General features: G+C 44.5%; 17 protein-coding genes. 2 read left to right on the top strand and 15 right to left on the bottom strand.

Features of this window, described 5'->3' with window-relative positions:
* Positions 1-197 precede the first annotated feature (197 nt).
* From PAEAM_RS05105 to PAEAM_RS05085, 5 genes are all read right to left on the bottom strand, one after another.
* Positions 198-1,337, bottom strand: coding sequence for a 5-methyltetrahydropteroyltriglutamate--homocysteine S-methyltransferase (locus PAEAM_RS05105; RefSeq protein ID WP_100526865.1), 1,140 nt, complete (start codon positions 1,335-1,337; stop codon positions 198-200).
* Between the two features lie 192 nt (positions 1,338-1,529).
* Positions 1,530-3,359 (bottom strand): hypothetical protein, encoded by a 1,830-nt coding sequence (locus PAEAM_RS05100; RefSeq protein WP_165789836.1) that lies wholly within the window; start codon positions 3,357-3,359, stop codon positions 1,530-1,532.
* Positions 3,360-3,394: 35 nt separating this feature from the next.
* A complete protein-coding gene (locus PAEAM_RS05095; protein WP_165789835.1) occupies positions 3,395-5,686 on the bottom strand; it encodes a glycosyltransferase family 2 protein in 2,292 nt (763 codons plus the stop codon).
* On the bottom strand, positions 5,686-6,780 hold the full coding sequence (locus PAEAM_RS05090; protein ID WP_100526862.1) for a bifunctional glycosyltransferase family 2/GtrA family protein: 1,095 nt from the start codon (positions 6,778-6,780) through the stop codon (positions 5,686-5,688). The genes PAEAM_RS05095 and PAEAM_RS05090 overlap by 1 nt, the downstream gene beginning before the upstream one ends.
* A 173-nt stretch (positions 6,781-6,953) precedes the next feature.
* On the bottom strand, positions 6,954-7,142 hold the full coding sequence (locus tag PAEAM_RS05085) for a hypothetical protein (RefSeq protein WP_207765553.1): 189 nt from the start codon (positions 7,140-7,142) through the stop codon (positions 6,954-6,956).
* Positions 7,143-7,236: 94 nt separating this feature from the next.
* On the opposite strand from PAEAM_RS05085, the gene PAEAM_RS05080 reads away from it, so the two are divergent.
* Complete coding sequence (locus PAEAM_RS05080) at positions 7,237-7,959, top strand: YheC/YheD family protein (protein WP_100526861.1); 723 nt, start codon at positions 7,237-7,239, stop codon at positions 7,957-7,959.
* 84 nt (positions 7,960-8,043) lie between these two features.
* Here the strand turns inward: PAEAM_RS05080 and PAEAM_RS05075 are convergent, their stop codons facing one another.
* The 8 genes from PAEAM_RS05075 to PAEAM_RS05040 all read right to left on the bottom strand — a co-directional run bounded on the left by PAEAM_RS05075 (position 8,044) and on the right by PAEAM_RS05040 (position 20,752).
* On the bottom strand, positions 8,044-8,382 hold the full coding sequence (locus tag PAEAM_RS05075; RefSeq protein ID WP_051449797.1) for a hypothetical protein: 339 nt from the start codon (positions 8,380-8,382) through the stop codon (positions 8,044-8,046).
* A gap of 242 nt (positions 8,383-8,624) precedes the next feature.
* A complete protein-coding gene (locus PAEAM_RS05070; protein WP_100526860.1) occupies positions 8,625-9,185 on the bottom strand; it encodes a DUF4303 domain-containing protein in 561 nt (186 codons plus the stop codon).
* A gap of 28 nt (positions 9,186-9,213) precedes the next feature.
* Positions 9,214-9,492: a hypothetical protein gene (locus PAEAM_RS31700; RefSeq protein WP_100526859.1), complete on the bottom strand. Its 279-nt coding sequence runs from the start codon at positions 9,490-9,492 to the stop codon at positions 9,214-9,216.
* An 11-nt stretch (positions 9,493-9,503) separates the two neighbouring features.
* Positions 9,504-10,121: a hypothetical protein gene (locus PAEAM_RS05060; RefSeq protein WP_100526858.1), complete on the bottom strand. Its 618-nt coding sequence runs from the start codon at positions 10,119-10,121 to the stop codon at positions 9,504-9,506.
* A gap of 336 nt (positions 10,122-10,457) precedes the next feature.
* On the bottom strand, positions 10,458-11,003 hold the full coding sequence (locus tag PAEAM_RS05055; RefSeq protein WP_100526857.1) for a 50S ribosomal protein L25: 546 nt from the start codon (positions 11,001-11,003) through the stop codon (positions 10,458-10,460).
* Positions 11,004-11,505: 502 nt separating this feature from the next.
* A complete protein-coding gene (gene srtB / locus PAEAM_RS05050; protein ID WP_100526856.1) occupies positions 11,506-12,282 on the bottom strand; it encodes a class B sortase in 777 nt (258 codons plus the stop codon).
* A gap of 22 nt (positions 12,283-12,304) precedes the next feature.
* Positions 12,305-18,241 (bottom strand): DUF7601 domain-containing protein, encoded by a 5,937-nt coding sequence (locus tag PAEAM_RS05045; protein ID WP_100526855.1) that lies wholly within the window; start codon positions 18,239-18,241, stop codon positions 12,305-12,307.
* Positions 18,242-18,628: 387 nt separating this feature from the next.
* Positions 18,629-20,752 (bottom strand): 5'-nucleotidase C-terminal domain-containing protein, encoded by a 2,124-nt coding sequence (locus PAEAM_RS05040; RefSeq protein WP_100526854.1) that lies wholly within the window; start codon positions 20,750-20,752, stop codon positions 18,629-18,631.
* Between the two features lie 592 nt (positions 20,753-21,344).
* Here PAEAM_RS05040 and PAEAM_RS05035 point away from each other — a divergent pair.
* Complete coding sequence (locus PAEAM_RS05035) at positions 21,345-21,971, top strand: hypothetical protein (RefSeq protein WP_100526853.1); 627 nt, start codon at positions 21,345-21,347, stop codon at positions 21,969-21,971.
* Between the two features lie 53 nt (positions 21,972-22,024).
* Here the strand turns inward: PAEAM_RS05035 and PAEAM_RS05030 are convergent, their stop codons facing one another.
* Positions 22,025-23,140, bottom strand: a complete 1,116-nt coding sequence (locus tag PAEAM_RS05030; protein ID WP_100526852.1) for a response regulator — start codon at positions 23,138-23,140, stop codon at positions 22,025-22,027.
* The gene (locus PAEAM_RS05025; protein WP_279303084.1) at positions 23,137-24,840 is read right to left on the bottom strand and encodes a sensor histidine kinase; all 1,704 of its coding nucleotides are present in this window, start codon (positions 24,838-24,840) and stop codon (positions 23,137-23,139) included. The genes PAEAM_RS05030 and PAEAM_RS05025 overlap by 4 nt, the downstream gene beginning before the upstream one ends.
* Positions 24,841-24,980 lie beyond the last annotated feature (140 nt).

Here is a 24,980-nt window from a genome sequence, read left to right as displayed (position 1 = left end):
AGATTACGTGTACAATTACAACTACCGACGCTTTCAAGCCAAACTCAAACAGCGCGCACCGATTGAATATCGATGCGCGCTGGCAGCATAGCTTTTTTCATCTGTCTACTTGACAGGGGTATGACCACCGTACGGCTTTTTAGCGATTTTTTCTTATACATAAACACATGCGTGAATGATGAATGACGCTGCAAATGTTACTTCCAAAGCTCTTCAGCAATTTCCTTAATGAAGGCAAGCTTGCGCCATTGTTGTTCCTCGGTCAGATGGTTGCCTTCTTCCGTGGAAGCGAAGCCGCATTGCGGGCTCAGGCAGATTCGATCCAGATCAACATATTGTGTAGCTTCCTCAATCCGTTTCAGGATGTCATCCTTGTTCTCCAACTCTCCGAATTTGGAAGAGAAGAGGCCAAGTACAACCTGCTGATTGTCCTTCAGGAAACGAAGTGGCTTGAAGTCACCAGCCCGTTCCGTATCAAACTCCAGATAGAAACCAGAGTAGTTATCGATGCTCAGTAGTGTCTGCGCAATCGGCTCATAACCGCCACCGACTCCTGCAAATGTCGAAACATAATTACCGCGGCAGACATGAGTGGTTACCACGAGGTCTTCCGGCAGGCCAGATACCACTTCTTCGTTCAGTTTTGCAAGTTCGTTTGCGTACTCTTCCACATTAACGCCAATCTGCTCCATCACTGTGATGAACTGTTGGTCACACAATGCACCCCACGTGCAATCATCAATCTGGATGCTGCGGCAGCCGGCTTCATAAAAAGCCAGGATGGATGCTTTGTACGCCCCAGCAATGTCCGAGAGAAGCTCTTGGCGGTTCGGATAGATGGCCTGTGTGCTTTCCTTATTATCTGCCCGGTCCAATTCGAATAGGAACTGGGCTGCTGCTGGAATGGACTGACGGGCAACAACGTCTTCCCCAGCCGCTTCTTTCAAGAAGGCATAATGCGCTACAAATGGATGACTGCTATAGCTGATTTTGCCGCTCAGACGAGCTGTTTCCGGTCTGGATGTCGCACCGTTGAATCGGTAGCCTTCCTCAATGATCGTCCGCTCTACACCATCCAGTCCCCAGAAAAAGTCCAGATGCCACCAAGAGCGGCGGAATTCGCCGTCCGTTACAGCCTGAAGTCCAACCTCTTTTTGCTTCTGTACAAGTTTCACAATCTCGGCATTCTCCACTTCATTCAACTGTTCCGTGGTAATTTCGCCGTTCTGGTATTTTAATCGGGCATCCTTCAACGCACTCGGGCGCAGGAAACTGCCAACAATATCATATCGAAATGGAGTGACTGTTCGTTGTTTAGGTTCTGTTTGTATGCTCATAGTTTAATCTCCCCGTTTATCATTATAGAATTAAATATAACATATCCGATCGGAATAGCTGTTCTACGAAAGAGTTATAGCCCGCTATAGGTATTAGCTATAGCGGGCTATATTTAAGGAGACTCTATATACAATCATGTATTCCATCTATCCTGACCTGATGCTCAGAACAGGATCTCAACAATTATGATCTCACGTCAAAGTAAGAACGATCTGATCCCCGGCACGGGTGATTTTGTAGATCCCCTCTTGCATGTCGATGCCATAATGTTTTTTCAGCAACCACTTGGCATTGAGGTCCGTCTCCACAACCACCAGATAATCATAACCACTCAGAAGGTTATCCATATTATCCTCATAGAACAACACAATTCCGTCCACATGAGGAGCATACAAGAAATACTTCCCTACATATTGCATGTAATAGTTCGTGACCTGTTGGTCCCTGTCTGAGGCGTAGAAGAGATATCTGTTATTATCCTCTTGCCCACCTGGGTACCACCGATCACCAGTAACTGCATGAATCTTGTAAGGGAGCGTTGTATCATAGCTTTGGGCGATAGACACGATACCATTATATTCGGACAAAAGGATGGTGGCCGCAACCGCCATACAGCCGATAATGCCTTTTTGATAATGACCTTTCGTCTCAACCGTCTTAAAGGATTGATAATCAGGCACTTCACCGATCCGATAGTGAAACGAACGCTCCAGGTCGATCGCAGCACACAACACCAGCCCACCAGCGAACAGCACCACGATACTGGACGCATAACGCTCAAATCCAGCCAGGACAATTGCTTCATCCAATGGCATGGAGAAGAGATACAACGCCAGAATACCCGCATAGTACAGTAACAGAACAACGTCCAAAGCAATTAATGCTTTCCACAAGTTCCACTTCTTCTTAAGCACAACGATGGCAAATACAGATGCTGCAATTGCGATAAGCTGGAAAATAACAATGCCGATCACTGGCCGTGTCGTCAGATCCGTACTGGCCTTCAGGAAAGTCCACAGAATCTCACGCATTTGCTCTGGTGTTTTGCCAGCCTGTATCCCTGACGTAGCCACATCGAACTTGTTATCAATCCCTTGGAACACCGTTGCCATTCGCCAGCTCCAGCCGAAGTAGGGAATCAGCGCACCGCAGATCGTACCCACTACAGCGAGCGCTGTTCTCCAACTAAACTTTTGTTTATGTTTTAGCCATGAGTACACTAGAAAAATCAGACCGATCGCGGCGAAAATTATACCCGTGCTTTTGATGATGGTCAGTAAGCCCGCAAGCGGAAGAACAACAATACATGCCTTTTTGATCTCATTACGATATTGGTAAATAACCGCCAGAATCGCGAGTGCGTAGATCGGAAGCAAGAAATCCACGAGCAGGTTGGTGATCCGAATCGTAAGATTGAAAAATGAAAGCGTAGATAACCCGAGTCCGAGAAAAGCGTACAGAAGAAAGCGTTTCTTCTCCGAAACAATGCCAAACATGGCATAAAAACAGGAGAAGATAAGCAATCCCTGTGCCAAGAGCATCACGGACTGGGAATGCCCCATGAAGCGACAGACATAATAAATAAAAGACGAAGTCCCCAGCGGATAGTTTTTAAAATCAATTAGGTTGGAGTCTGGCGTCGGAAAGGCATCTGTACTCAACATCTGCTTCAATACGATAGCCCAGTGGGAGAAATTATCGTAATGTGTTAATTGGTTCTGAAAGAGCACCAGCAAGAAAACAAAAGTCCCTGCCATGAATGAAAATTGGAATATGGAAAAGGACAACCGTAATGATGCCCCTCGGCGTAGCCTAAGAATCAACAGCCACCCATACAAAAACAAACCTGCAATCAGAATGACAAGACTGCCCGTAAACAGCTGCCCTGCCAAACCACTCATGAAAACAAGGCAGGCAATCGAGGAAAACACAAATACAGGGATAAACTCCCACCGTAGTGCAAATGTCTTCCGAACAAACTGCATATAACCAACAAAGGAGATTATCAATAAAACTCCCATCACAAAATGAAGCACAATGAGCATCTTTATCTCTCCTAACCCTCTCTGGTGGAACGATCGGAATGTGGCTCAATCAAATCAGTCAACAATTGGTCGATCAGGCCCTTTTCCACAATATCATCGATATTCTCCACCGAGAGAAGCACTTCGCGCTCACGGGCTGTCGTTTTTCCCGTATGTTGCAAAATGACTTCAATATTACTCTTTGTATAAAAAGTAACGACCGCTCCTGCCGCAATATCACCATAAAAACCCGTCGCGGAGAAGAAACGATAATTGAAGCTGCGCAGCGTACAGCTAGCATCATTGGTGAAATGAACTGGAAGCTGAAGGGAAAGCCGCGGCATTTTTCGCTGATCCGATCTGGGTTGAACAATCCGTTTTTTCACATTACGTAACATATCGTCATAAGCCGTATCCCACAGATTCATCTGCTCTGGCAATGAGTGTTTACGGTCGTAGATAATTTGCATGTATTGGCGGTTATCATTCTCATCAATCGGCTGAACCGTTGCGGAGTAACGCCAGCCCTCTCCATCCTGTTTCACATAAACGATGACTGCATCGAGATTGGCCTCATACCGGTCGGATTTGACGACCAAAGAGATGATTTTCTGCTCAGCCAAATAAATGGGATAGGGGACATAGAAGGCAATACCTTGCTCAGATACATCCACCGTTTTGGCCTGATAACGCAGATTGTTGGCTTGGTCGTGAATCGTGACATCTTCCTGCGCCCGAATCCGTTCTGTCTCCCGATACGCACGGCGGCCGATCATGAAGAACAGGGCGTAACACAGCGCAATCATGTTATGAATCAGCCAGAAAATAATGATACTGCTGAAGAACAGCGCAATGCCGTACTTGCCGTTGACATACCGAATCACGGCTGCAATAGAGAGCAACAGCAAGAAGATATGCGGAAGTGCATATAACAGAGCAGACATCCATTGTCGACCGCTTGCTCTGCTTTTGTTGGTAACCTTGAATTTTTTCTCACGAATACCCAGCGTCTCCAGGAGAACCGGCCAGATCAGATAAGGCATGAATATGGTATCGATAACCTGACTCCAGCGCTGATTCCGAATATTGCTGGACAGATATCGCATGGATACACTATAGAAGAAATAAGATGGAAGCCAGAATATTAGGATTTGCCAGAAGGTTGTATTCACAATCTGGAAGTCGAACAACGCAAACAAAATAGGTGCCAAAATGAAAATCAACCGATTAAAGAAGGACCACCAGTATAAGAAACTGCTTAAGTAGGTCACTCTCGTCCAGAAAGGGAGCTTGCCAGATAAAGGTGCACGCGTATTCTGCAGGCTCTGAATGATACCCCGTGCCCAACGAATTCGTTGTTTAATCATGCTCTTCACTGTTGTTGTTGTCTGCCCGGCAGCTTGAACCTCTTGAGTCGCATAGGTAATATAACCTTCCTGCTGCAAGCGGATGCTTGTCTCAAAGTCCTCGGTGATTGTATTGAGCGGAAAACCTCCGATGTCTTCCATACCCTGCCGGGAAATGATCGTATTACTTCCTGTATAGGCTACCGCATTGGAGGCATTACGCAGGATGTTCACTTCTCTGGAGAAGAAATCCTGTTCATTCGGAATACCTTGCTCTGCATACAGGTTAAACTGGAATAGATCCGGATTGTAGAAGCTTTGCGGGGTCTGTACCAGACCAAGCTTGAACTTAGGGTCCATCTCGTCCTCTCGGCGAGGACGCCATACCTCATTCTCCTTAATAAACGTGGAGAGCATGAAATAGGGTACTGTTTTCATCAAAAAGGTGTGCTGTGGAATCATATCCGCATCAAACGTTGCAATGAGCGGCGAAGAGCTTTTGCTCAGTGCATTGTTCAGATTACCAGACTTGGCATCCTTGTTTCCGGGGAACCCCAGATACCCCACGCCAAACTGTTTGGCAAGTTCCTCCACCTCTGGTCTTGCTCCATCGTCACAGAGATAGATATGAACCTTCTGCTTGTCCGGGTAATCCATGAACGTACAGGCATTAACGGTTTTATATAACAGATCAACAGGCTCATTATGCGTAGCAATAAATACATCCACATCCGGATAATACTCCGGCGGAACGATTGGAAAGTCGAGCTGTGTACGTTCTTTTTGCATCTTTTGAAAGAATAATTCAAAGGTTGTCAGTACGGTGACCGTTTCAGCCACAATCAGCAGCATACCAAAAATGACGTTCAGAACGCCCTCACCCCATGGCAACGTAAAGAACGTGCGCCATACCAAATAAATCGACATCAGGATCATCGTGATGACAAAAAAGATATTCTGCCTTTTTTCGTTTTGCACTACAACTGCTTCCTCCTTGCTGCAAATACCCATCTTCGCTGCAATTGGAAACTGAGCAGGAACAGCAAGGCATCACAGACGAATTTCGCCAATTTCTCATCTACAAAGAGAACGGTATGGAATATATATACACCGGTACTGGACAGCAAGATCACTACTCCGCATAACGTTAGATAGCGCCATAGACTGCCCTGGCTATCCTCCTTGCGGAATACAAAGTGTCTGTTCAGTACATAGTTGACCACAATGGAAATAATTCTCGCAATCACGGTTGCAAGCAGAATTCTTAAATAGTGCTGCTCACCCAATACGGGCCGTAACGCGTCGATCAAAAACCAGGCAATGCCCAAATCTATAACAGAACTGGCCACCGATGATGAAATGAACCGCAGGAAATTGGAGAACAACACCCCCATGACCCGAGCACTATCCTGGATCGCTTTAAAATGAGTGCCTGCATTGCCATTCTCATAAATGACTTGGATTGGCATCGTATGAATCGGTATGCCAGACTGAATGCACGAGATGAGCATCTGCAGCTCATATTCAAATCGAGTGCCACGAACATCCTGCATAAACGCAAGTAACCCTGGACCGAAGGCACGAAGCCCAGTCTGGGTATCTGACAGTTTTTTACCATACAGCATGGCAAAAATAAAGGAGGTCATCCGATTTCCTAACAGGGACTTTGGGGGTATATTCCCCTCGCTGAAGTTCCTTACCCCGAGCACCAATGAGTCCGGATAAATCCTTGCTTCTTGGGCTATGCGGTATACATCCTCAGCTGCGTGTTGTCCATCTGAATCAGCGGTTACGACGAAGGAAGATGCGTCGAATTGCTTCCCAATATACTCAAATCCGGTCTTGAGTGCCGCACCCTTCCCCTGATTTTCCGTATGTGTCAGCAGAGCACAACCGTTCTCACGAAGCTCCTCGAAAATCGACTGGTAGGCCTCACCAGATCCGTCGTCTACAATAACAATATTAGTAAATCCATACTCTCGCAATTGCCGTACATAGGCTGGAAGTCTCTCATCCGGTTCAAGTGATGGAATGAGGATGATCGTTTCGCCGTTTTGTCTACCTATAATCATCCTGATAAGCCTCAATTCGACATATTTTCACAGATTCTTTTTTGAATATTGTGAGTATAACATCGAAAAGGCATACAGTAAACGAATAACTTGTATATATATTGGTAAAAAAGTTGCACTCTTTTATAAGCTAGTTTATAGGCGAAAAATACTAGTTGAGGGTTAGTCTAGCACTACTCGAACAATTGCACATTCGGCTCTCGTTTCAGCACATGTACCAGCATGGCATGCAGTTGTCCACGGTGGTGATAGAAGTGCGCTTGCTTATCCAGAAGCCACTCGAAGCGTGAATGAACGCCTCCCCAGAATGCAGTCGTTTCTCGTAATAGTTCATCTTCTGTCTCCATCGACCGATTGGACATACATCGACTTACAAATCTGGACGAATGGCCACTTATGCGGATCACGAATTTGAATTAGAATTACCGTAGACGATTGAAAAAGGCTGTGATTCCAATGTTATTCGAAAGAGACAAATGGTTGCAGTATGGCATTCTGCGCGATGAGCCCTCTCTCGCAGAACGGTTGCCAGAGACACAGTTGCTTGAGAAGGATACGCTACCGAAGATGCTTCTTCAGTATTCCAGCGTTGTACTGAAACCTCGTAATGGCAGTTACGGAAGGGGTATCCTGTTCATTAAACGAAGCGGTGCAAATGTTTATCGTATTCAAAATGAAAATAACACAGTCACCATGAGAGACAACGAGCAGTTACTCGAATGGTTCGAACAAACAATCAAAAGTGATGAATATATTATCCAAAAGCGTCTGCAGCTTGCTCAAATTAAACACAGGCCGTTCGACATTAGGATTATGGTTCAGCGCAAAAAGGGTTTCTCGTCCACTTGGAACGTGACAGGTTCCTATGCTAAAGTCGCAGCACAAGGATACCAAGTCACCAATGTGAATAACCGCCCCATTCCCGTTCTTAAAGCACTGAGACTAGCTCGAATTGGAGATCGGCGCTTACTTGTCAAAGCGGAACAAGTTGCACGATTAGCTGCCAAACGATTGGGAGAGCATTACCCTATGCTTAGACAAGTCGGGTTCGATATAGCCATCGACAAGAAACGGCGAATTTGGATTATCGAAGGCAATTATCAACCAGCCTTACGGCCTTTCCGACTTTTGAAAGATTCCTCGATGCACCGCAGAATATTATGGTACAAAGAACATTAAAACGAAAAAAGACGACCTGCCTGCTAGCCCCGGCAAGTCGTCTCTTCATGTTTCGTGCCTAATCTCGATATTAACCCTCTTCGGTTATTTCCGGCATTTTCTAATCGCACTTGTAACACGTGTCACTCGGAACTGATTTACCCCTACCTGTATAATGGCGAACTGGCTGTACGACGTACCAGAAGAGGTATACGGTTCAGCCTCAATATTTCCACTCGGTGTTCTAACCGTCGCGGTGATTCTGGTTACCAGGCACACACCACGGTCGGAAGATCTCCAAGTCTCGTCACGCTGAACACTATATCTATCGTTGCTACAAAAAATCGATGCATACTCCACTACTCCACTCGCATTAAACGAAGTCGAGTTATAGATCTGAACAGGGTCATAACCACTAGGTGCTCCAGGTCTTCTATTTCCCATTCTCAAAACCTCCTTTTTATTGATAATCTATTAGATGCAATTAAATAGTTTTGGTGAGGTATAAATGTGGACAAGGCAGAAAAAGTGTGTTTGTCCGAGGGTCGCAGACACAAAAAAGAACCACCCTTTACTGTACAAAGATGGTTCGAGAATTATAGTCCTACTGTCACTATCATCTTATTGAGCCAATTGAGTCGAAACGGTACATCATAGACGATCAAAACTCCCCATTGCAGATGCTTCTATTCTGCCGCCTCCGCCAACCATGCTTGCATAGCCGGAGATTCTGCCCGATTCAAACGTAAGGCGATTTCAGTATTGATCTCATCTGGTGGCATGACTTCAACAAGGACACATACGGACTCTCGCGGTTGATTTAAGGCAAATACGCCTTCATCATCGAGCATTTTCATCGCCAGCTCCATGGCGTTCAACCTCACATCCAACTCGCGATTCCAATCATCATTCTCCAGTTCCACAATGAAAGGACGCTCGTTATATCGTTGTTTGACAACGTCAAAGTGATCATCCCCAAAACAACAATAGGGGGAATCCGCATACGACCATTTGATGAGATCCGCAATCGTGGATACAGGTGTATCACTTTCCTCTGCTTGCCTAGCCGATTCCAACGCCAAAGCTTCCCACGACCATGCAGAGATGCTTGGCGCATGTCCCTCGCCAGTAGTGTATAACGTACAATAATAGTAACGTTCACCATTTTCAAAAAGGGTGCAAAAAGACTTTCTGGCGGCAGCAGCGATCTCTATGGCCAGTGTCTCTATTTCTTGCATTGGCTTCATGAATAGAGTTCCCCTTTCCATTCGTTGATCATTTGCCCCTTCGATATGAATTGGCTATTTGGACTAGATACCAGACACCTGCACCCACAAGGGCAGCAAACACTAGATTGATGCAGCCAAACACGATGAGTGACTTTGCTTGGCCTGGACCAATCCGGAAAGCCGTAACAAGCTGGAAGACAGCCGGTAGCAAAAATGCCAGCCATGAGATGGTTATAAGCTTTTCTGTTCTGAAACTCCACCATACTGCGGAACATGAGGCGACTAGCAGTACCCAGGTACAGATAAGCTTTAGGGCGAACATCATTTCGTCCCCTCCTATTTGCCATGAATCACAAGTCCATATTTACTGAATATCCACGATTGGCTCAAGTCGTGCATTGCATCATGGCTTATACGCACAGAGGGCTTTTGCTCCTTCATCGCATCTGCATCAAGGGCTGAGAAGCGAAGGGGTTTGGTCATTTTTTTGATAGAATCTCTTATTTCATCGAAAAACGCATAGGTCAGCGGCTTATGGTCCCGGATATCCTCATACATATAGTACTTTCCTTTTTCATCTTCCACATTAACTTGAAAACCTTTCGGAAATGAAAGCAAGATACACGGCAGTTCATCCTCTGCCCATTGTCCGTGATAAGGAAAAGAAACCCCTTCATTTCTCACAAAAAATCCTGAACTTTCTTGATCCGATGCAATAGAAATAGAGTAAACAAAGAAGGGATGGATGTCATCTCTCTTTTCTCCTGCCACAAAATACTGATAGAACGTCTGATACTCCTCGTACACCTGATTATAGTCATGCTCTGTTCGGGCAGCATTGGTACGATGGAATTGCGCTTGCCGATGCTCCAAAAGCTGCAAAAGGCTTTTAAACTCTTCAGGAGTGATGAAGAATCTCAGTTTATAGAATCCGCTATTCTTTAATTTGTCCATTTCTTTTCGCTCACCGCCCTGTTTAGAAATGTTATGCCAATGACCTTAGCAGTTCGGGTTCAACTATATATGTATCTTATTTCCATTATAGTGATTACCTTTCCTGAGTCTACCTACTTTACACCTGAATTTTGCGTATGAACTTTGAAAAGGTAGCGAAATATCAGGATCATTGCGCCTGTACGCGAGCAAAAGACATACGTGAGGTGAATTCCAGACTACCCGCCTTGTGAGGATGGGAGCACGCCAACATCTCGTAATCAGCACAAATTAGCCGTACGGATGATCACCCGTACGGCTAATTTTGACTTATTCAGCTTTGCGAATTTGGAATTGTTAAGGTTTAACTACAGAGAGAAGAGACTCATTCCCCTCAGAGATCACCGTCACATCTGGAGCAAACGTTGCATCACTTACATGTAGCGTTTCTCCAAGTTCCATAGCACTAATGTCAAATTCAATCGACGTTGGCAAGTGTCTCGGCAATGCCTCCACTTCAATAGAAGATAATTGAACTTGCACGACTCCGCCCTGTTTTGTACCAATCGGTGTGCCGTTGAACTTCACAGGAATTTTAGTACGCAGGATCTCATTGGTCTGCACCTGCTGAAAATCCACATGAAGTAAATCCCGTGTAACTGGATCACGCTGGAGATCTTCCAACAATACAGTCAATGAGCCTTTCTCTTCAAACTGCAGTTCGATAAAACCAGACGTACCCTGCTTCAACCATTTTTGAAATTGTATTGTTGGAATATGAATCATTTCATTCTCCGTATTTTTGCCAAAAACAATACCTGGCAAACGCCCGGATTTACGTAAATCCCTAAGTCGGGATGTATTTAATGGAATGCGGGTCTCCGCCTGAAAACTAGTAGTCATGCTATGTTCGCTCCTCTTTATTAAATGATATTTTCACATTTTTCATACTCATCCAACCATCCCCTGTTGGGGCTAAAGAGAGAAACATAGCATCACCACCTCCATATACGATCCAATTAATTTTAAAATACATTTAATGTAAGCACCCATAATATACATGAAGGCACTCTACTCCGAAGAGTAGAATGCCTATGGGATGCTTCAACCCTATCATAGAAACATAGATTTGTCGATTTAACCCCATAATATGATCAAAAGCGTCTCCTTCCAGTCCGCGTCGTTGATCAGTATAGAGACCACCCCAACGATGGAGTGGCCTTCATGTCCTCATCTCAAATGTATACATCCTCGATACTCGTTGGATTCGTCAGAATTTATCGATCTGCGTAATTCCTCAAGCCACATGTCCATGAGCACCTTATTTCGGGGACAAGAAAAATCGCGTCCTCTAAGGAGAGAACGCGAAATAAAGCAGATTGATTTTGTGTTTCAGCATCGTCAATTAACGCTTTCGAGCCACCACCGCTAACCTACCGTTTTCGGTCGAATACTCGCATGTGGACAGCACAATAAGCTTGTCACCATACTGTGCTGTTACACCTGTGTCATAAAGAGAGCGTTGTTTGATATTCTGAACATATGAATCGAACTCGGCGGGCGTATTTACATTCTCAATCTGGTAGTATTTAAACACGTCGTCCGATTTGCGATAAACTTTTGACAGAATAACGGTAACAATCTCATACTCTTCCTTTTCGTAAAGCGTGCTGAACTGGAACGTCGCATGCTCTTTATAAAAGCTTTCGTTCTTGTACTTCATTAAATCTTTAAACATCCAACCACTTTTCATGTGATGACCATGAATCAGCAAAATGTCCGAATTGTTGGTCGTACTAGACTCGTCCAAAAAAGGAAGACCGCCTTGGTTTTCATTTTTATCAAAATCATGATTGAGATAGTACTCCGAATCCTGTGGGCTCTGCATGACTGGGTACTCAATTCGGGTACCGTCAATCTTCAGCCAGCCGACGATGTCTGAGTTCCTCTCGTAAAGATCTCGAAATTCGGGAAGCATAACCGGCTCATTGCCTTTATTGAACAAGGTGGAGGGGATTGCATCCCCTCCACCTTGTTCTGATCCTTCTTTCCAAACCTTTGTTAACTCTTCGATTTTCTGCTTCTCGGCATAATCTCGCAAGAAAGTCCTCGCAAGACTGACAAGTGAAAATACCAACACAAGCAAGGAAACAGCGATAAGAATTTTTTTAGTTTTGCTCATTTTCTTACCGCCTTCCCTTCCATTACTGGATGTGCTTTTTCTTCTTGTACCCGAGCAGACAGAACCCGATCGTCATTAAGGACATCAGCGCCAAAACCATATACAAGAATGGCGATACGCTGTTATCTCCAGTTTTCGGAGCATCGTCCAACTCGTTGCTATCGTTCTTAAGCTGATCGTTACCATTGCCTGGTTCAGGCGTTACAGTGCCCGGATCTGGCGTTACCGTGCCTGGTTCAGGCGTTACGGTGCCTGGATCTGGCGTTACGGTGCCTGGATCTGGCGTTACGGTACCTGGATCTGGCGTTACCGTGCCTGGGTCAGGCGTTACCGTGCCCGGATCTGGCGTTACCGTGCCCGGATCTGGCGTTACCGTGCCCGGATCTGGCGTTACCGTGCCTGGACCAGGCGTTACGGTGCCGCCTCCGTTGTTACCATTGCCGCCATTGCCGCCACCAGAACTAATTGGCTTCATTGGCACATCGTACCTGACAATGTCAAAATCGACTGAAATGGTACCACTTGTGTGCGTTTCGTATCCGTCTTTCGTTACGATCAGATAGTAATCCGCTTCAGGAAACACCATGTACGCATAGAAGCCATCTGCATCACTACTCTGCTCCGGGCTCTCGTTGTCGTACGGCGGGAAATTTGGAACCTTTGGAAGCGTTACTTTAGTACCCGGAATGCGGCCGTTATCTCTATTCCGCTGCGTATCCGCATAATACAGTGTAACTTTGGCTCCATCAATTTTCTTGCCAGTGACGGCATCTCCTGTCGTTTCATCATAGACCGTACCGTAAGGGTCGACTAACTCCTCTGAAATATTCAGCTCTCCGTTAGCTTTAACGTCAAGTTGCGCCACTTTGAGGAGCAATTCCTCGCCGGTCTCAGCTTGATAGCGAACTTCCATTGTGTACTTCTGCTCACTTAGCCCTTCCACAGAGAAAGTTCCATTCGTAGCCATAGGGAATGCTTTAGGTTGGCCGTTTTCCTTAACATAATTGCCATCCTTGTCTTTCAAATAGATATGCATCTGGCTAGTCAACAAATCATTGAATAGCACTGTTGTTCCATCCAGTTGTTTGAACAGAATGATCCCCACGGCCGTAATGTCCGCTGGAACAGTCTCGTCCGTTACACTGCTGTTCACTTTTGCTTTCTGCGTAAATTCAACAGGTACATCCTTACCGCCTACCCGATACAATTTCGTATATCTGATCGTATAATCGGTATCCGCTACGGCTGGAATTGAATATTCACCCTTCTCGTTCGTCTGCGTCTGAATCTCTTCGCCTGTCTTCAGATCAGTTACGGTAATCGGTGCATTCGGAATGACTTCTCCTGTGTTATTGTTACGCAACACGCCTTCCAGATACGGTCGGGTATTGGCAAAATGTGCTTCAGATAATTTTTTCTCTGGAATAGTGCCCATGTGAATGAGACTCTCTGGATCAGTCACATAGCCATCTTCCGTATAATCATCTTGGGTCACTTTATACTGAAGATTGGTTGGAAGCCCTTGGACAATGAGCGTCTGTCCATCTGTAAGCTCAAAGCTCTCACCGCTCATGATCATACCCTTACTGCCGTCTGATTTCTCATAGACGTAGGATTCGTCCGATCCCTCGCCGGTGAAGGCAACCGTGTACTTAAACAGCTTCTTCTTGTCTTCATCTTTGCCTTTAACTGTGTTGCTGATTAATAGGCCGCCCTTCAAGACTCGCACGTTCGTGAACGGGGCATCTTCATCAATGCCTTTCATGACTCCGGTATAGTACCGTTCCTCAGGAGTAGTCATGTATTCATCGGTTGTGTAATCTTGTTGGGTAACTGTATATTTCAGATTCTTAGGCAGGCCCAAAATATCCAGTGTCTCTCCATCCTTGAGGCGGAAAGTACCGCCGGACTTGATCGAACCTGTGCTGCCGTCCGTCTTCAAGTAAGAGTAACTTTCCTCTTTGCCTGTATCCTCAAAGTTGACGGTGTACTCGAACTCCTTCGTGTTATCGCCGCCGTTGCCCATGACCGTATTGCTGATGGTCAGCTTGTTAACGGTCCGTTCATTGATGAAGTCCGCCTTGTGATCACCTTTATTCACGATTGAGCCAGACAGCTCTCTCGTACCCGGTATCGTCGTATAACCGTCAACGGATGTATAATCAGCCTCGTTTACGGTATAGACCAGATCCGCAGGCAAGGCTGGGAACGTCACAGATTCCCCGTGCTTAAGGGTAATCTTGCCTCCGCTCTTGATCGTGCCGAACGTATCATCCGACTTCTTATAGGTATACTCTCTGTCCTTACCTTCGCCGGTGATGGTCACGGTGTACTCGAACTCTTTGTCCGGATCACTGCCGTTGCCTTCCACCTTATTGGTAATGGTCAGCTTGCCTTGGGCCCGTGTAGGCACGATCAGTGGATTATCAGAGGTTAATTTCACCCCGTCAACCCAGATGGGCTTCCCTGGCGTATTCCCTACATATACTTGGTATACCCTTGTAGTTGGCAGCCAAGTATTGGTGTCAATATAAGTTTCTTTCAGCTCATAATACCCTGGATCAGGGAATAGCAGATTAAGTTTCCCTCCGCTATCGGTTTTTCCTTTGGTGATTATAGTTCCGCCGTCTTTCTTATAGAGTGTAAACTCTACGTCTTTTAGCGGATTGCCATTGGGATCTACCTTTTTCAGAGGTAACAGAGCATTGGAACTTGAACTGCCAGCCACGTCCGAACTGTCCAGCGTACTTTCGCTTCTGGCACTGACAGATTTCAGATTGTCATCGCCCTCCAGTTTTACCTCGTTGCCCATTGTGTCTCCAGCTTTCGCTTTAGATGGATCAACTTCTGTTTGGTACACAAACTGGTAAAGCTGATTAGGGTCGTCCATTTTAAATGTTAGAACCGTAGTGCCACCTGCGCCTGGTGCAGCTTCTACTTGAACTTCAGCATTCGGATCGCTGAGGTCCAGTGCTGCGCCCTCTCGTTCCAGAGTGCCGCTTGCAGTCAATTTAGCAGGATAGACTGCCATACTAGGTGATGTCAGCACAAGCTTTCCGTTTTCTTCATAACGCAAATTCATGCCTGCACCCAAGGTATCCTGCAAATAAACACCCTGCTTCATGTTAAATGGCGGGGTATAGTTCACCGTCCATTCCAGCACTCCTGGAACTGGCTTAGTTACCGACTTTCCAAGGGTCTGAATAGGTACAATAACTTTGCGCTGTTCGGTGACAACCTTCTCCACTCCACCCCATGTCATATGGAGGTCGGCTTTGTTATACAGCACCTGCTTGTCTGTGCCGTTGATAGTGTATTCCTCTAAATACTTCTGCAGAGCATCATTGGAAGGTCTTGCCTTCACCAGAATGACATAAGGACTTTCCAACTTAGAGAAGGTGAAGGTACCCTCGTTTCCAATGTGTGAAAAATGGACTACATGAGAACTAGTACCTGGTTCAATTAGAGTTCTAGCATCGTTTCTAACACCATATTCATTGCCTGAACCATTGTTCGAAATTCCTTTCCAAAGCTCAAAATCCTTAGTTTCAGAGAAAGGAACAAATTCCCACCCTTCGGGAAGTGTATCCACTAGCTTAATATTACTAATGACTCGATTACCGCCATCCTTAGCCATTTCTTCTGTGTTATATCCAGGCATATTAACCCCTAAACGGAATGTGACCGTCTTGGTTGTCCTGTCATAGCCAGAAATCGTCCATGCTTCATTGTTATCATCTCTAATGTAACTGCTAACATTATTCGGCGTCACATTTTCAAAATTACCATCTACTTTTAATGGCCTCGAAGCAAAGAGCATATCCTTGTTCAACATACGCAGGTGTAGGTTGGCACTACTATTTGCTTCTTTTACGGTTTCGCCATCAATGAGCAAAGCCCGATTCGAGCTTATTTTCCCTGCGTTAATTTCCTGTCTGAAGAGAATGTTCGGGTTGGTCTCAAGTGCACGGAAGCTGAAGGATGCCGCTTCTTCGGTGTATCCGGTCACCTTGATCAAATCCGCCACCACTTTACCGTCCACGGTTAATGGAATAGCTTTCATCGTCAATCCGGTTGCATTCGACTTCATAGTTCCCGCTTTGTACTGCTTCCAAAGCTGCGCAGAAGTGATATTTGCTTTAATTTTCGCAATTGTATCCGCACTCACCTCGCTGGTTTCATCTACAGCGTTGTCCAAGACGTTCAAGTCACCGCCATGCACAAGGACATCGTATATTGCCGCGTTAGGTAAGGCATACTGTGGTGCTAGATTAACGGTCCACGTGATACTGCCCAGGTTATAATCCTCGGTTGATACTGCGCCTGTTTTTGTAAACGTGTGTGCGCCAATGCTGACGACTGCCTCATCTGTCACCGCAATAGGTCTTTTACCCGTCATTACATCGTTGTTCTGTATAACACCTGGTGTATCCAAATTCCAGTTAACACGAGGGTCAATTTGGAAGCTGGAACCACTTATTGCCTTGCTTTTAATCAACAATTCGACTTTTCCGTTAATATCCCCGAAGGAATACACGCCGTTTGAATCTGGTGTAATTGGCGTTTCTTCAGATACAGCGCCATCTACCCATGTCTGCCATGCAGCCGATTCAAATTCCAGCCCAGCCGGTAATACATTTGTGATGGTAAAGTCCTTTAACCCTTTTTTATTATATTGGTTAACCGCGATCTTCCATGTAATGGTTTCATTCGCATGGTCATACGAAGCGCTGGCTTGAATCCAGTCGGGAGCAAAGGAAATCTCCAAACCTGAATGGACCAATAGATCATTGTCTTTTCTCAGTTCCACTCTGCCATTCATAACCCGGTGGCTGCGACCGAGATTAGCTGGCGGATTCCGATACTCGTAATAATAAGCTTCCTTTGAAATCCATGTTTTATATTCAACCTTTGGATCTAGACCTGTTCCCTGTGGAAAAATGTAAGTCAGCGATCCGTCTGGACCAACGACTGGAGTTACATTTTGGTCATTTACTTTAAATGATTCCTCCATATAGGTGCCGCGGGCATTTCCAGAGCTGGTATTATACCAAAATGTCTTTCCGTCTAGTGGCAATTTGATTGTTTTATCAAACTGATCAAACGCAGATACGGTTGACTGCCAGGTAACAGCTCCCTCAACAAATTGTGCTGGTTGAATTCCGCGATAGCTATACTGATCCCATTTGATCATTCCAGGCGAGCTTAAAGTAATATTATACTCTGCTGTAACATCTGGGTTCTCTAGCTGATATGCACCACCAAAGATGTTGATCGGCTTTTTATCGCCATACGCTAGTCCCGTTATATCTGCATTGGCAGTAGATTCAAAGCTGAAGGCGATACCTCGTCCAACACCATTGAAAAAATTATCTTCACCGTTAAATACAATCTTGATGCTATTTGGAGTGAAATAGGCGGTGCCCAGCTGTTTTGTACCTGATTCCGTCTGTGCATTCAAGGTTTTAGTAGCTGTTGGCAGCACCACTTCCTTGAAGTAATCTTCTCTTTTCAGCTCGATCCAGTCACCCTTTTGGATGTATTTCTCAGGATCTGCATTAGTTGGATTTGGGTCATCACCATTCACTGGTACCTTGAGACCTTCCGATTTGAGCGTAAAGGGCTGTCTACCCTGAATAATACCGTTTGGATTAATAACAGCATTCCCCTGTGTCACTTCCAGCGGAAAGGTTGAATTAGATTCCATAAATACCGCTGTTTTGTCCATTGGGACTGCCGCCATCGCTACGAAACTATTCGGTGCATCGTACACTGCCTCAGGTACCGAAAGTGGTTCGTCGGCACTCGGTGAGTCAGATTCAATGACTGATTTAATTCCGGAATCGGTTGGCACACTCTCCGCATATGCGGCGGTGGAGTATATCACTGTCTGCAAGACGAGCAACATTGCCAGAAATAAAGACAATAACGGTTTACCTATATTGCGTTTTTGTTTCAAACGAAAATCTCCTCCACTTCTAAAATTTTTGCAGCAACCAAAAACTTTTTCCCTTTCCTTTGGCCATTCCATCCTTACAACAGAAACTGATAAAATTCATCAAGTTCATATGGCTTGCCTTACCATTTTACTTTAGAGCCCTTACCAAATTCTGAACACTAAGCGGTAACCAGAGCATAGAGCCAATTCAGACATGGATTTTTCCATAGAATCGTGGAATTTAAGCATAAAAAAAACACCCTAAATTGGGATATGGCATTCTCCTGGATAAACCCTTTTCACCAATTAAAGAACTACTTGATGAGAGGGTTTATCCGTAGAGGAATGCTCATTCGCCCGATAGGATGTGTTTCTCTGTTTTAATATAAAGTTTGAATAAGTTCTACATTATGAAGCTTTTGCTGCAACAGCTTTTTCAATTAATGCTTTTGCATCGTTAGTTGTAAGACCATGTTTAGGTTGAAGTGATTTTTTATCTGTTCCAGCAAAAATACCTTTGTCAATCAGTTTTGCCATAGGTTTAATTGCATAAGCAGACACGGATTTACCATCTTCGAAACTAGCAATAATCGTAGCAGCGTCTTTATCAGTCGCTTGATCTTTTACCAATTTAGCAAGAATGGTAGCAGCTTCTTCACGCGTGATATCCCGATCAGGATAGAAATTTCCACCATAACCTTGAATGAATCCAGCATGCGTAGCTTCAGCAATCGCATCTGCATATGCAGCATTAGCCGCAACATCCTTGAATGCAGGTGCTGTAGCTACTTCGTTAAGTTTCAACATGTCGACCAGAGCACTTACAAATTCAGCACGAGAAATGACTTCTGTTGTTACAGGTGTTTCTGTTGGCACGGTAGATGCAGCCAGGTTTGTGATACGTCCTTCATTTTTAGCTTCGATGCTACCGCCTTTATACGTGTCTACGATGTATTGGTAGAATACATCCAGATCGATAGGACCTGCCAGGGATGATTTAGCATCCAGCAGCACTTTATAGTTATCTCCACCTGCAGCCATAAAGTTGTTAACTACAGCCGTATATGTTTTTGCAGGATCAATCGTTGTTCCATCTTCAAGACTGAGACCTGTAACGCGTTCTGCGACCGGCTTATTGAAATCTGCAGTGTATTTCAAACCAGAGATTTGGAGTGTTTTGGTATTAGGTGTACCGTCAGCATTGGTACCCCATTGCTGCTGCAACAAGGTTTTAACCTGTTCACCAGTCAGCTCAAGTTTTACTAGAGTATTACCAAATGGTTGGATTTTGGCAAGATCAGCAAAGGTCACATCGCCTTGTGGCAGATCCGCACGAATACCGCCTGGATTCATAAATGCAAAGTCAGCAGCACTTGCCTCATCCCCAAAGTCTGCTTCACGCATTGAATCTGCAATGAGGTTGCCTAGAGGGGCTTCGTTATTATAAGCATCTGTACGGGTAACAGAACCATCCGTTGTACCTACTGGCTTCGTCAGCTCAGGATGCTTGTCTAATGATTTTTTAATAATAGCTAAAGATTCAGGGTCTTCTTTTACACCCTCTTGGAAAGTCGTTGTAACAGTCGCTGATTTTTCAGTTACATCCCCGGTGGCAGGGTCAATCATCAGTTTGATATCTTCAAACGCCGTACCATAGGAATAAGCTTGAACGATCAACTTTCCATTCACTTCACCGTTAGCCAAAGCATGATTGTCACCTGCAACGATAACGTCAACAGGGGAGTCCGCTGGTAAAGCTTTTGCCAGATCAGCTGCTTCTCCAGTGGTTACGCCTTCTTTGGTTGTTGCTGGATCATGTGCCAAAACAATGATCGTTTCTACACCTTGGTCTTGCAATTCTTTAGCATATTTATTAACGGCTTCCACTTCTTCTTCTGCGCTTAAGAAACGTACGCCAGCTGTCCCAGATGGAGATACTTTGGCAGGTGTTGATTTCGTCACTAGTCCGATAAATCCAATTTTGACTCCGCCCACTTCTTTAATCACATACGGCTTAATCAATGTTTTTCCTGTGGCAGTTTCAATCACGTTTGCATTGACGTAATCAAATTTTGCACCGGCATGTGTTACCTTACCTTCTTTTGGATCAAGGCCACCAAAGATCTGTGCCTTTAGAGCAGCGACACCTTGGTCGAATTCATGATTCCCTAAGGAACCTACATCAAAGCCCATCATATTCATCCATTCCATGGTAGGCTCGTCACGATCCAAAGATGAGGCTGGAGCAGATGCACCAACAGAGTCTCCATTATGGAAGAGTAGGGAGTGTTCATATTTGGCTTGAGCTTCTTTGAGATAGGTTGCTAGAATTGGAGCCGTTCCTGCCTTCTTATCACCCACGATTGATGTGGTATCTAACTGACCGTGGAAATCATTGATTCCAATCAAGTGTACTTCTACATCGTTACCTGCGGCAGAGACAGAACCCGCTGCGCCCAATAGTTGCGTGAGTAATAGTGCAGCAGTAGCTACACGCAGTGTGCTTTTACCCAAAACTTTTTTCCAAAACATGAATGAAAAAACCCCTCTCCAATTTTAGATCCTGAGATATTTTACCATAGTTCAATTCATAAAAATCATTAAATATATAAAATTGATGTAAAAATTTTGAAAGATTGATAGAGGAGATGGATACCTATGTCTCGAGCTGCACCAAAGTTAGTGTTTAGTTTCAATTTATTCAAGCAAATAATAGGTTTTTTTCTAGCTCAGGATACGAGAAGTTAAAACGCATTGGTTGTAAGTAATAGATTCAAAAATTCATATAGAAAAATATGGATTTTATATTTTTTGTTGCTATAATGGAAAATAAAGTATGTATTTTCACTTGATGATATAACTCCTCTACTAAAAAACACTTAGCTTCCATCTCCTAAAACACACACATCCCATTACATAATATGTATCAAAGATTTTCACACTTCTATTAAAGGAGGTGACCGTTGGGAGCATTTTAGATCTTAGTTCCCGTTTTACACCAGATGGGGACGTGTTACCTCACCGCTCCTGACTGAATACAACGCAGAAACATGCAATAGCTGTAAGGATTTGTTGTTCTATGCATTTAACTTTAACCATTATAAGAAAAATAGGAGCGTGTCCAATGAACAAACGACTTTTTCCCAGATCATTTCGCATTCTTATGGCTTGCTTGTTAATTCTTGCATTTGCCGTACCAGCAACAGCTTCTGCTGGCTATCTTGGAGATAAACTCACGATCGGCCAAAGCATGGCAAAGGGTGACTATCTCACCTCCCAAGATGGCAGGTTCTCAGCCATTTGGCAAAATGACGGGAACTTTGTTATCTATCAAAACGGTTCATCTCTTTGGAGTAGCGGTACCAGTAACAGTGGGGCTCTTTCATTCAAGTTTGAACCACAGTACGGGAAACCTGTCATGTATAAATATGGCATGAAGTATCAAGATGTTTACCAATATGGTTATCGTTATGGCTTCAACCCGGCTACAGGTAAATTCGAATATTACACCGGTTGGGGATGGGATAAAGTTTTGATGATTGATACTTCTGTACAGGTAGCTGCCTGGTCTCCCAATACCACCTCATGGATTCCAGGTCATCACGGGAGCAGCTTACCTGCTAACACAACAGGTGATACACTGGTCATGCAAAGTGATGGGAATTTAGTTCTCTATAACACAACCCTGACCAATAGCAATTATCCGAACAGTTGGATTCCTGTCTGGGCTTCCAATACGGGCGGGCGTTAAAAAAATGAAGAGCCGCATGCTTTGCGGCTCTTTTTTTGTTTATCAGGAGGATATCATTGATATTGTTCATATTGCTGTTGAATAGACAGCGAAGGCTGTAATCCAAGTTCATGAAGCAGTAATTGTGTATATTGCTCATAGTGGTTATGTAGTGATTTTCGATCTCCCATGGCTCCCAATATACTTAACAACAGCAATGTTGCCTCTTCCTCAAACTCATTGCGGGATACAATTCTTCTGGCAATGCGTGCTGCTTCATTATATTGATTCCGTTCCAGCAACCACCTTGCAAGACGCTTGGCATAGGAAACGTACACAATTAACAATCTCTCACGTTCCCCTGTCGCCCAATCAAAAGATTTACCCTCAAACAACTCGCCTACGAACTGTTTCTCTAACGCTATGGCCGCTTTTTCATTAGCTATATTGAATTCGAATAACTCCAACATGGTCTGTTCGAATCGAATAAAATCAACATCGGCTTGATCTAAATCTACCCGATATTGCTCTTGCGCTGATAGGATCATCTCCTTGAACCCATGCTCGGATAACACCTTTCTAAGCTGATAGACAATCGTATTCAAGTACACTTCCGCCTGCTTGAGAGGCCTCCCTGGGAAGAGATCCTCCAGGATTCGGGATTTGGCTACACTTCGACCCTGATGAACAAGCAGATAGGCAAATAGCTCCATGCTTTTTTTGGATTTCCATTTTACTGCACCCGCTTGTTTGCTGCTAGCCTCGAAGCAACTCAGTCCATAAACCGTCAGCCGATTAGGCGCAATGTCGTCAGCAAGATTAGAAGAAGATCTGCGTCTGCTGGCCGCCCTAGTGAGCGTCTGAGCCAGTCGCATTCTGGAAATCGGCTTAACCATGTAGTCCAACGGATAAACATCGTAAGCGTGAATCGCATATTCTGCATGCGAAGTGGTAAACACAATGTCAAGATCATTACAAACTGAGATCAAGCTGCGTGCAAGCTCTAATCCATTGTCCGTAGCGATCTGGATGTCCAGGAATGCGAGATCCACTTCCCTGTTCTTAACGAAATCGAGTGCCTCTGCCGCATTCTGAAAGCTTCCGACAATCTCCACATCTTGTATATTCGACAGCATCCGCTTCATTGCCAACAGCATGGCAGGCTCATCATCAACGATGAGAACTTTCATCTCTCTGTTCCGCCTCTCAAAGTGAAGTGAAATACGCTTCCTTGTTGCACCGTGCTTTCTACCCACATATCTCCACCACTTAGTTGTACGAACTGTCGACTTACGAGCAGTCCAAGCCCTGCCCCTTTTTCACCTAATGTACCCGCCATGGAGTTGAGTTGCTTCTCGTTAAATAGCTGACGAACTCGCCCCTCTTCCATACCTACTCCGTTATCACGAACGGACACGATCACCATGTCTCCTGACAACTGAGCGTACACTTCGATTAAACCACCCAATTCGGAAAATTTGATGGCGTTGGTTAATAAGTTACGAATAATTAAACCAACTGTTTCCCGATCTGCATATGCATGGGTGCCTATAGCAATCTTATTCATCACGCTGATATGTTTACTCTCACTTTTAATGTGTAACATATGACAACAGTCCTCAACAACCTCCGAAAGCTCCAGTAACTCTGGACGAAGTGTCATGTCTTCAACCTGACTGCGAAACCACTCCAACAAGTTATTAGCCATTCCAAGTGTATTACGAATCTGGTCACCCAGCTGCTCAATGATCTCCTGATGATCCGCAGCGAAGGATTGCCTGTCCGCCTCCAGTAACTCCACGAGTTGAAACTGCAGCGCTAGCGGACTGCGAATATCATGCGATATAATTGTAAACAGTTGATCCTTCAACTGGTTCAACTGTGCCATCTGCTCCAGATGCCGTTGTTTCTCTGTAATATCAAAAATAAGAGAAATATTACCCTGTGCCTTACCCAGTGTATATAATGGATATACGTTTACACTATATATTTTTCTTTCTCCATCCAGCCACTTATCAATCTCTACACTGCCCGGTTGCATAGACTTGCTCAGCTTATACCATTCTGGCCAGGACGCTAGGATTTCCGATATATTCCGACCCGAAATATTGGTATAGCCCAACTCTGAGAACCATTGTGAAGCTCGATTATTGTTATCGATGACCTTTCCCGAACCATTCACAATCACAATACTCTCCTGCAACGTATCAAGCACAATATTCCTGGCAATCGGAACGGTAGAGAAGAACTTAATCCTCAGAATAATCACCAGCATAATTGTCCCTGTAGATCCGCAGTAAACTGTTAATGGAAGTAACCATGATGACCACTCAGGCTTCACAAATTTGATAATCTCCAGGACAAACGGTAATGTAGCCAGAAGGAGAACCCACATTCCCGGCTTACGATAATCACTCCTAATATTCCTTACATACTGAAATAAATAGTAGAGGCATATAACCACTGCACTATAGCAAATGAGGCTGAATGCTCTGGAATAGAGGGTTTTTGTTGTGACTAGGTGGCCATTATAAAGCTCAATCGTCAGATATATAATATGAAAGTTTGGGTCAAGCCACATAAGCAACGACCACGATACAAATACGGCAAACAATAGGATCTTCCATTGGGTCTTCAGCAGCTTGTCTCGACCGACTAAGTGATAAACGAATAAGATCAAGAAAGGGACCATTACATTTTGGGTCGTATTCTGAATATTGCGAAAAATTAATTTAGTCATAAATACATCGCTATGTCTCTCCAGAATGATACTGCTTGAGTACATCATTCGGCATACGATCAAACCTACGAGGTAGATTACTCCGCGCTCTCGTCTAAACCCGTACACAGTGAGTAAGATGATACCCGTCATGATCAATGAAACAATCATCAGGATAAGTTCTACAGTGGAATTCATACATCAGGTCCCTTTATATTTAAATTAAGAAAATAGACACCTTATGCCTTTTCTATCCATAATAGTAGAGGGAATTATGGATTACAAGCATATCTCCTATCAGGCTTCAACAA

It is taken from the genome of Paenibacillus sp. GM1FR, from assembly GCF_002803315.1.
Classification (GTDB): domain Bacteria; phylum Bacillota; class Bacilli; order Paenibacillales; family Paenibacillaceae; genus Paenibacillus; species Paenibacillus amylolyticus.
Note: the sequence above shows the minus strand (reverse complement) of the source record. Positions and strands in the feature narration are given on the sequence as shown.

Coding starts and splice junctions, on each gene's coding strand:
- PAEAM_RS05080 (WP_100526861.1), top strand. CDS start 7,237: ATGTTATTCGAAAGAGACAAATGGTTGCAGTATGGCATTCTGCGCGAT.
- PAEAM_RS05060 (WP_100526858.1), bottom strand. CDS start 10,121: ATGGACAAATTAAAGAATAGCGGATTCTATAAACTGAGATTCTTCATC.
- PAEAM_RS05055 (WP_100526857.1), bottom strand. CDS start 11,003: ATGACTACTAGTTTTCAGGCGGAGACCCGCATTCCATTAAATACATCC.
- PAEAM_RS05040 (WP_100526854.1), bottom strand. CDS start 20,752: ATGTTTTGGAAAAAAGTTTTGGGTAAAAGCACACTGCGTGTAGCTACT.
- PAEAM_RS05105 (WP_100526865.1), bottom strand. CDS start 1,337: ATGAGCATACAAACAGAACCTAAACAACGAACAGTCACTCCATTTCGA.
- PAEAM_RS31700 (WP_100526859.1), bottom strand. CDS start 9,492: ATGATGTTCGCCCTAAAGCTTATCTGTACCTGGGTACTGCTAGTCGCC.
- PAEAM_RS05070 (WP_100526860.1), bottom strand. CDS start 9,185: ATGAAGCCAATGCAAGAAATAGAGACACTGGCCATAGAGATCGCTGCT.
- PAEAM_RS05035 (WP_100526853.1), top strand. CDS start 21,345: ATGAACAAACGACTTTTTCCCAGATCATTTCGCATTCTTATGGCTTGC.
- PAEAM_RS05100 (WP_165789836.1), bottom strand. CDS start 3,359: ATGGGAGTTTTATTGATAATCTCCTTTGTTGGTTATATGCAGTTTGTT.
- PAEAM_RS05075 (WP_051449797.1), bottom strand. CDS start 8,382: ATGGGAAATAGAAGACCTGGAGCACCTAGTGGTTATGACCCTGTTCAG.
- srtB (WP_100526856.1), bottom strand. CDS start 12,282: ATGAGCAAAACTAAAAAAATTCTTATCGCTGTTTCCTTGCTTGTGTTG.
- PAEAM_RS05085 (WP_207765553.1), bottom strand. CDS start 7,142: ATGTCCAATCGGTCGATGGAGACAGAAGATGAACTATTACGAGAAACG.
- PAEAM_RS05030 (WP_100526852.1), bottom strand. CDS start 23,140: ATGAAAGTTCTCATCGTTGATGATGAGCCTGCCATGCTGTTGGCAATG.
- PAEAM_RS05025 (WP_279303084.1), bottom strand. CDS start 24,840: ATGATTGTTTCATTGATCATGACGGGTATCATCTTACTCACTGTGTAC.
- PAEAM_RS05090 (WP_100526862.1), bottom strand. CDS start 6,780: ATGATTATAGGTAGACAAAACGGCGAAACGATCATCCTCATTCCATCA.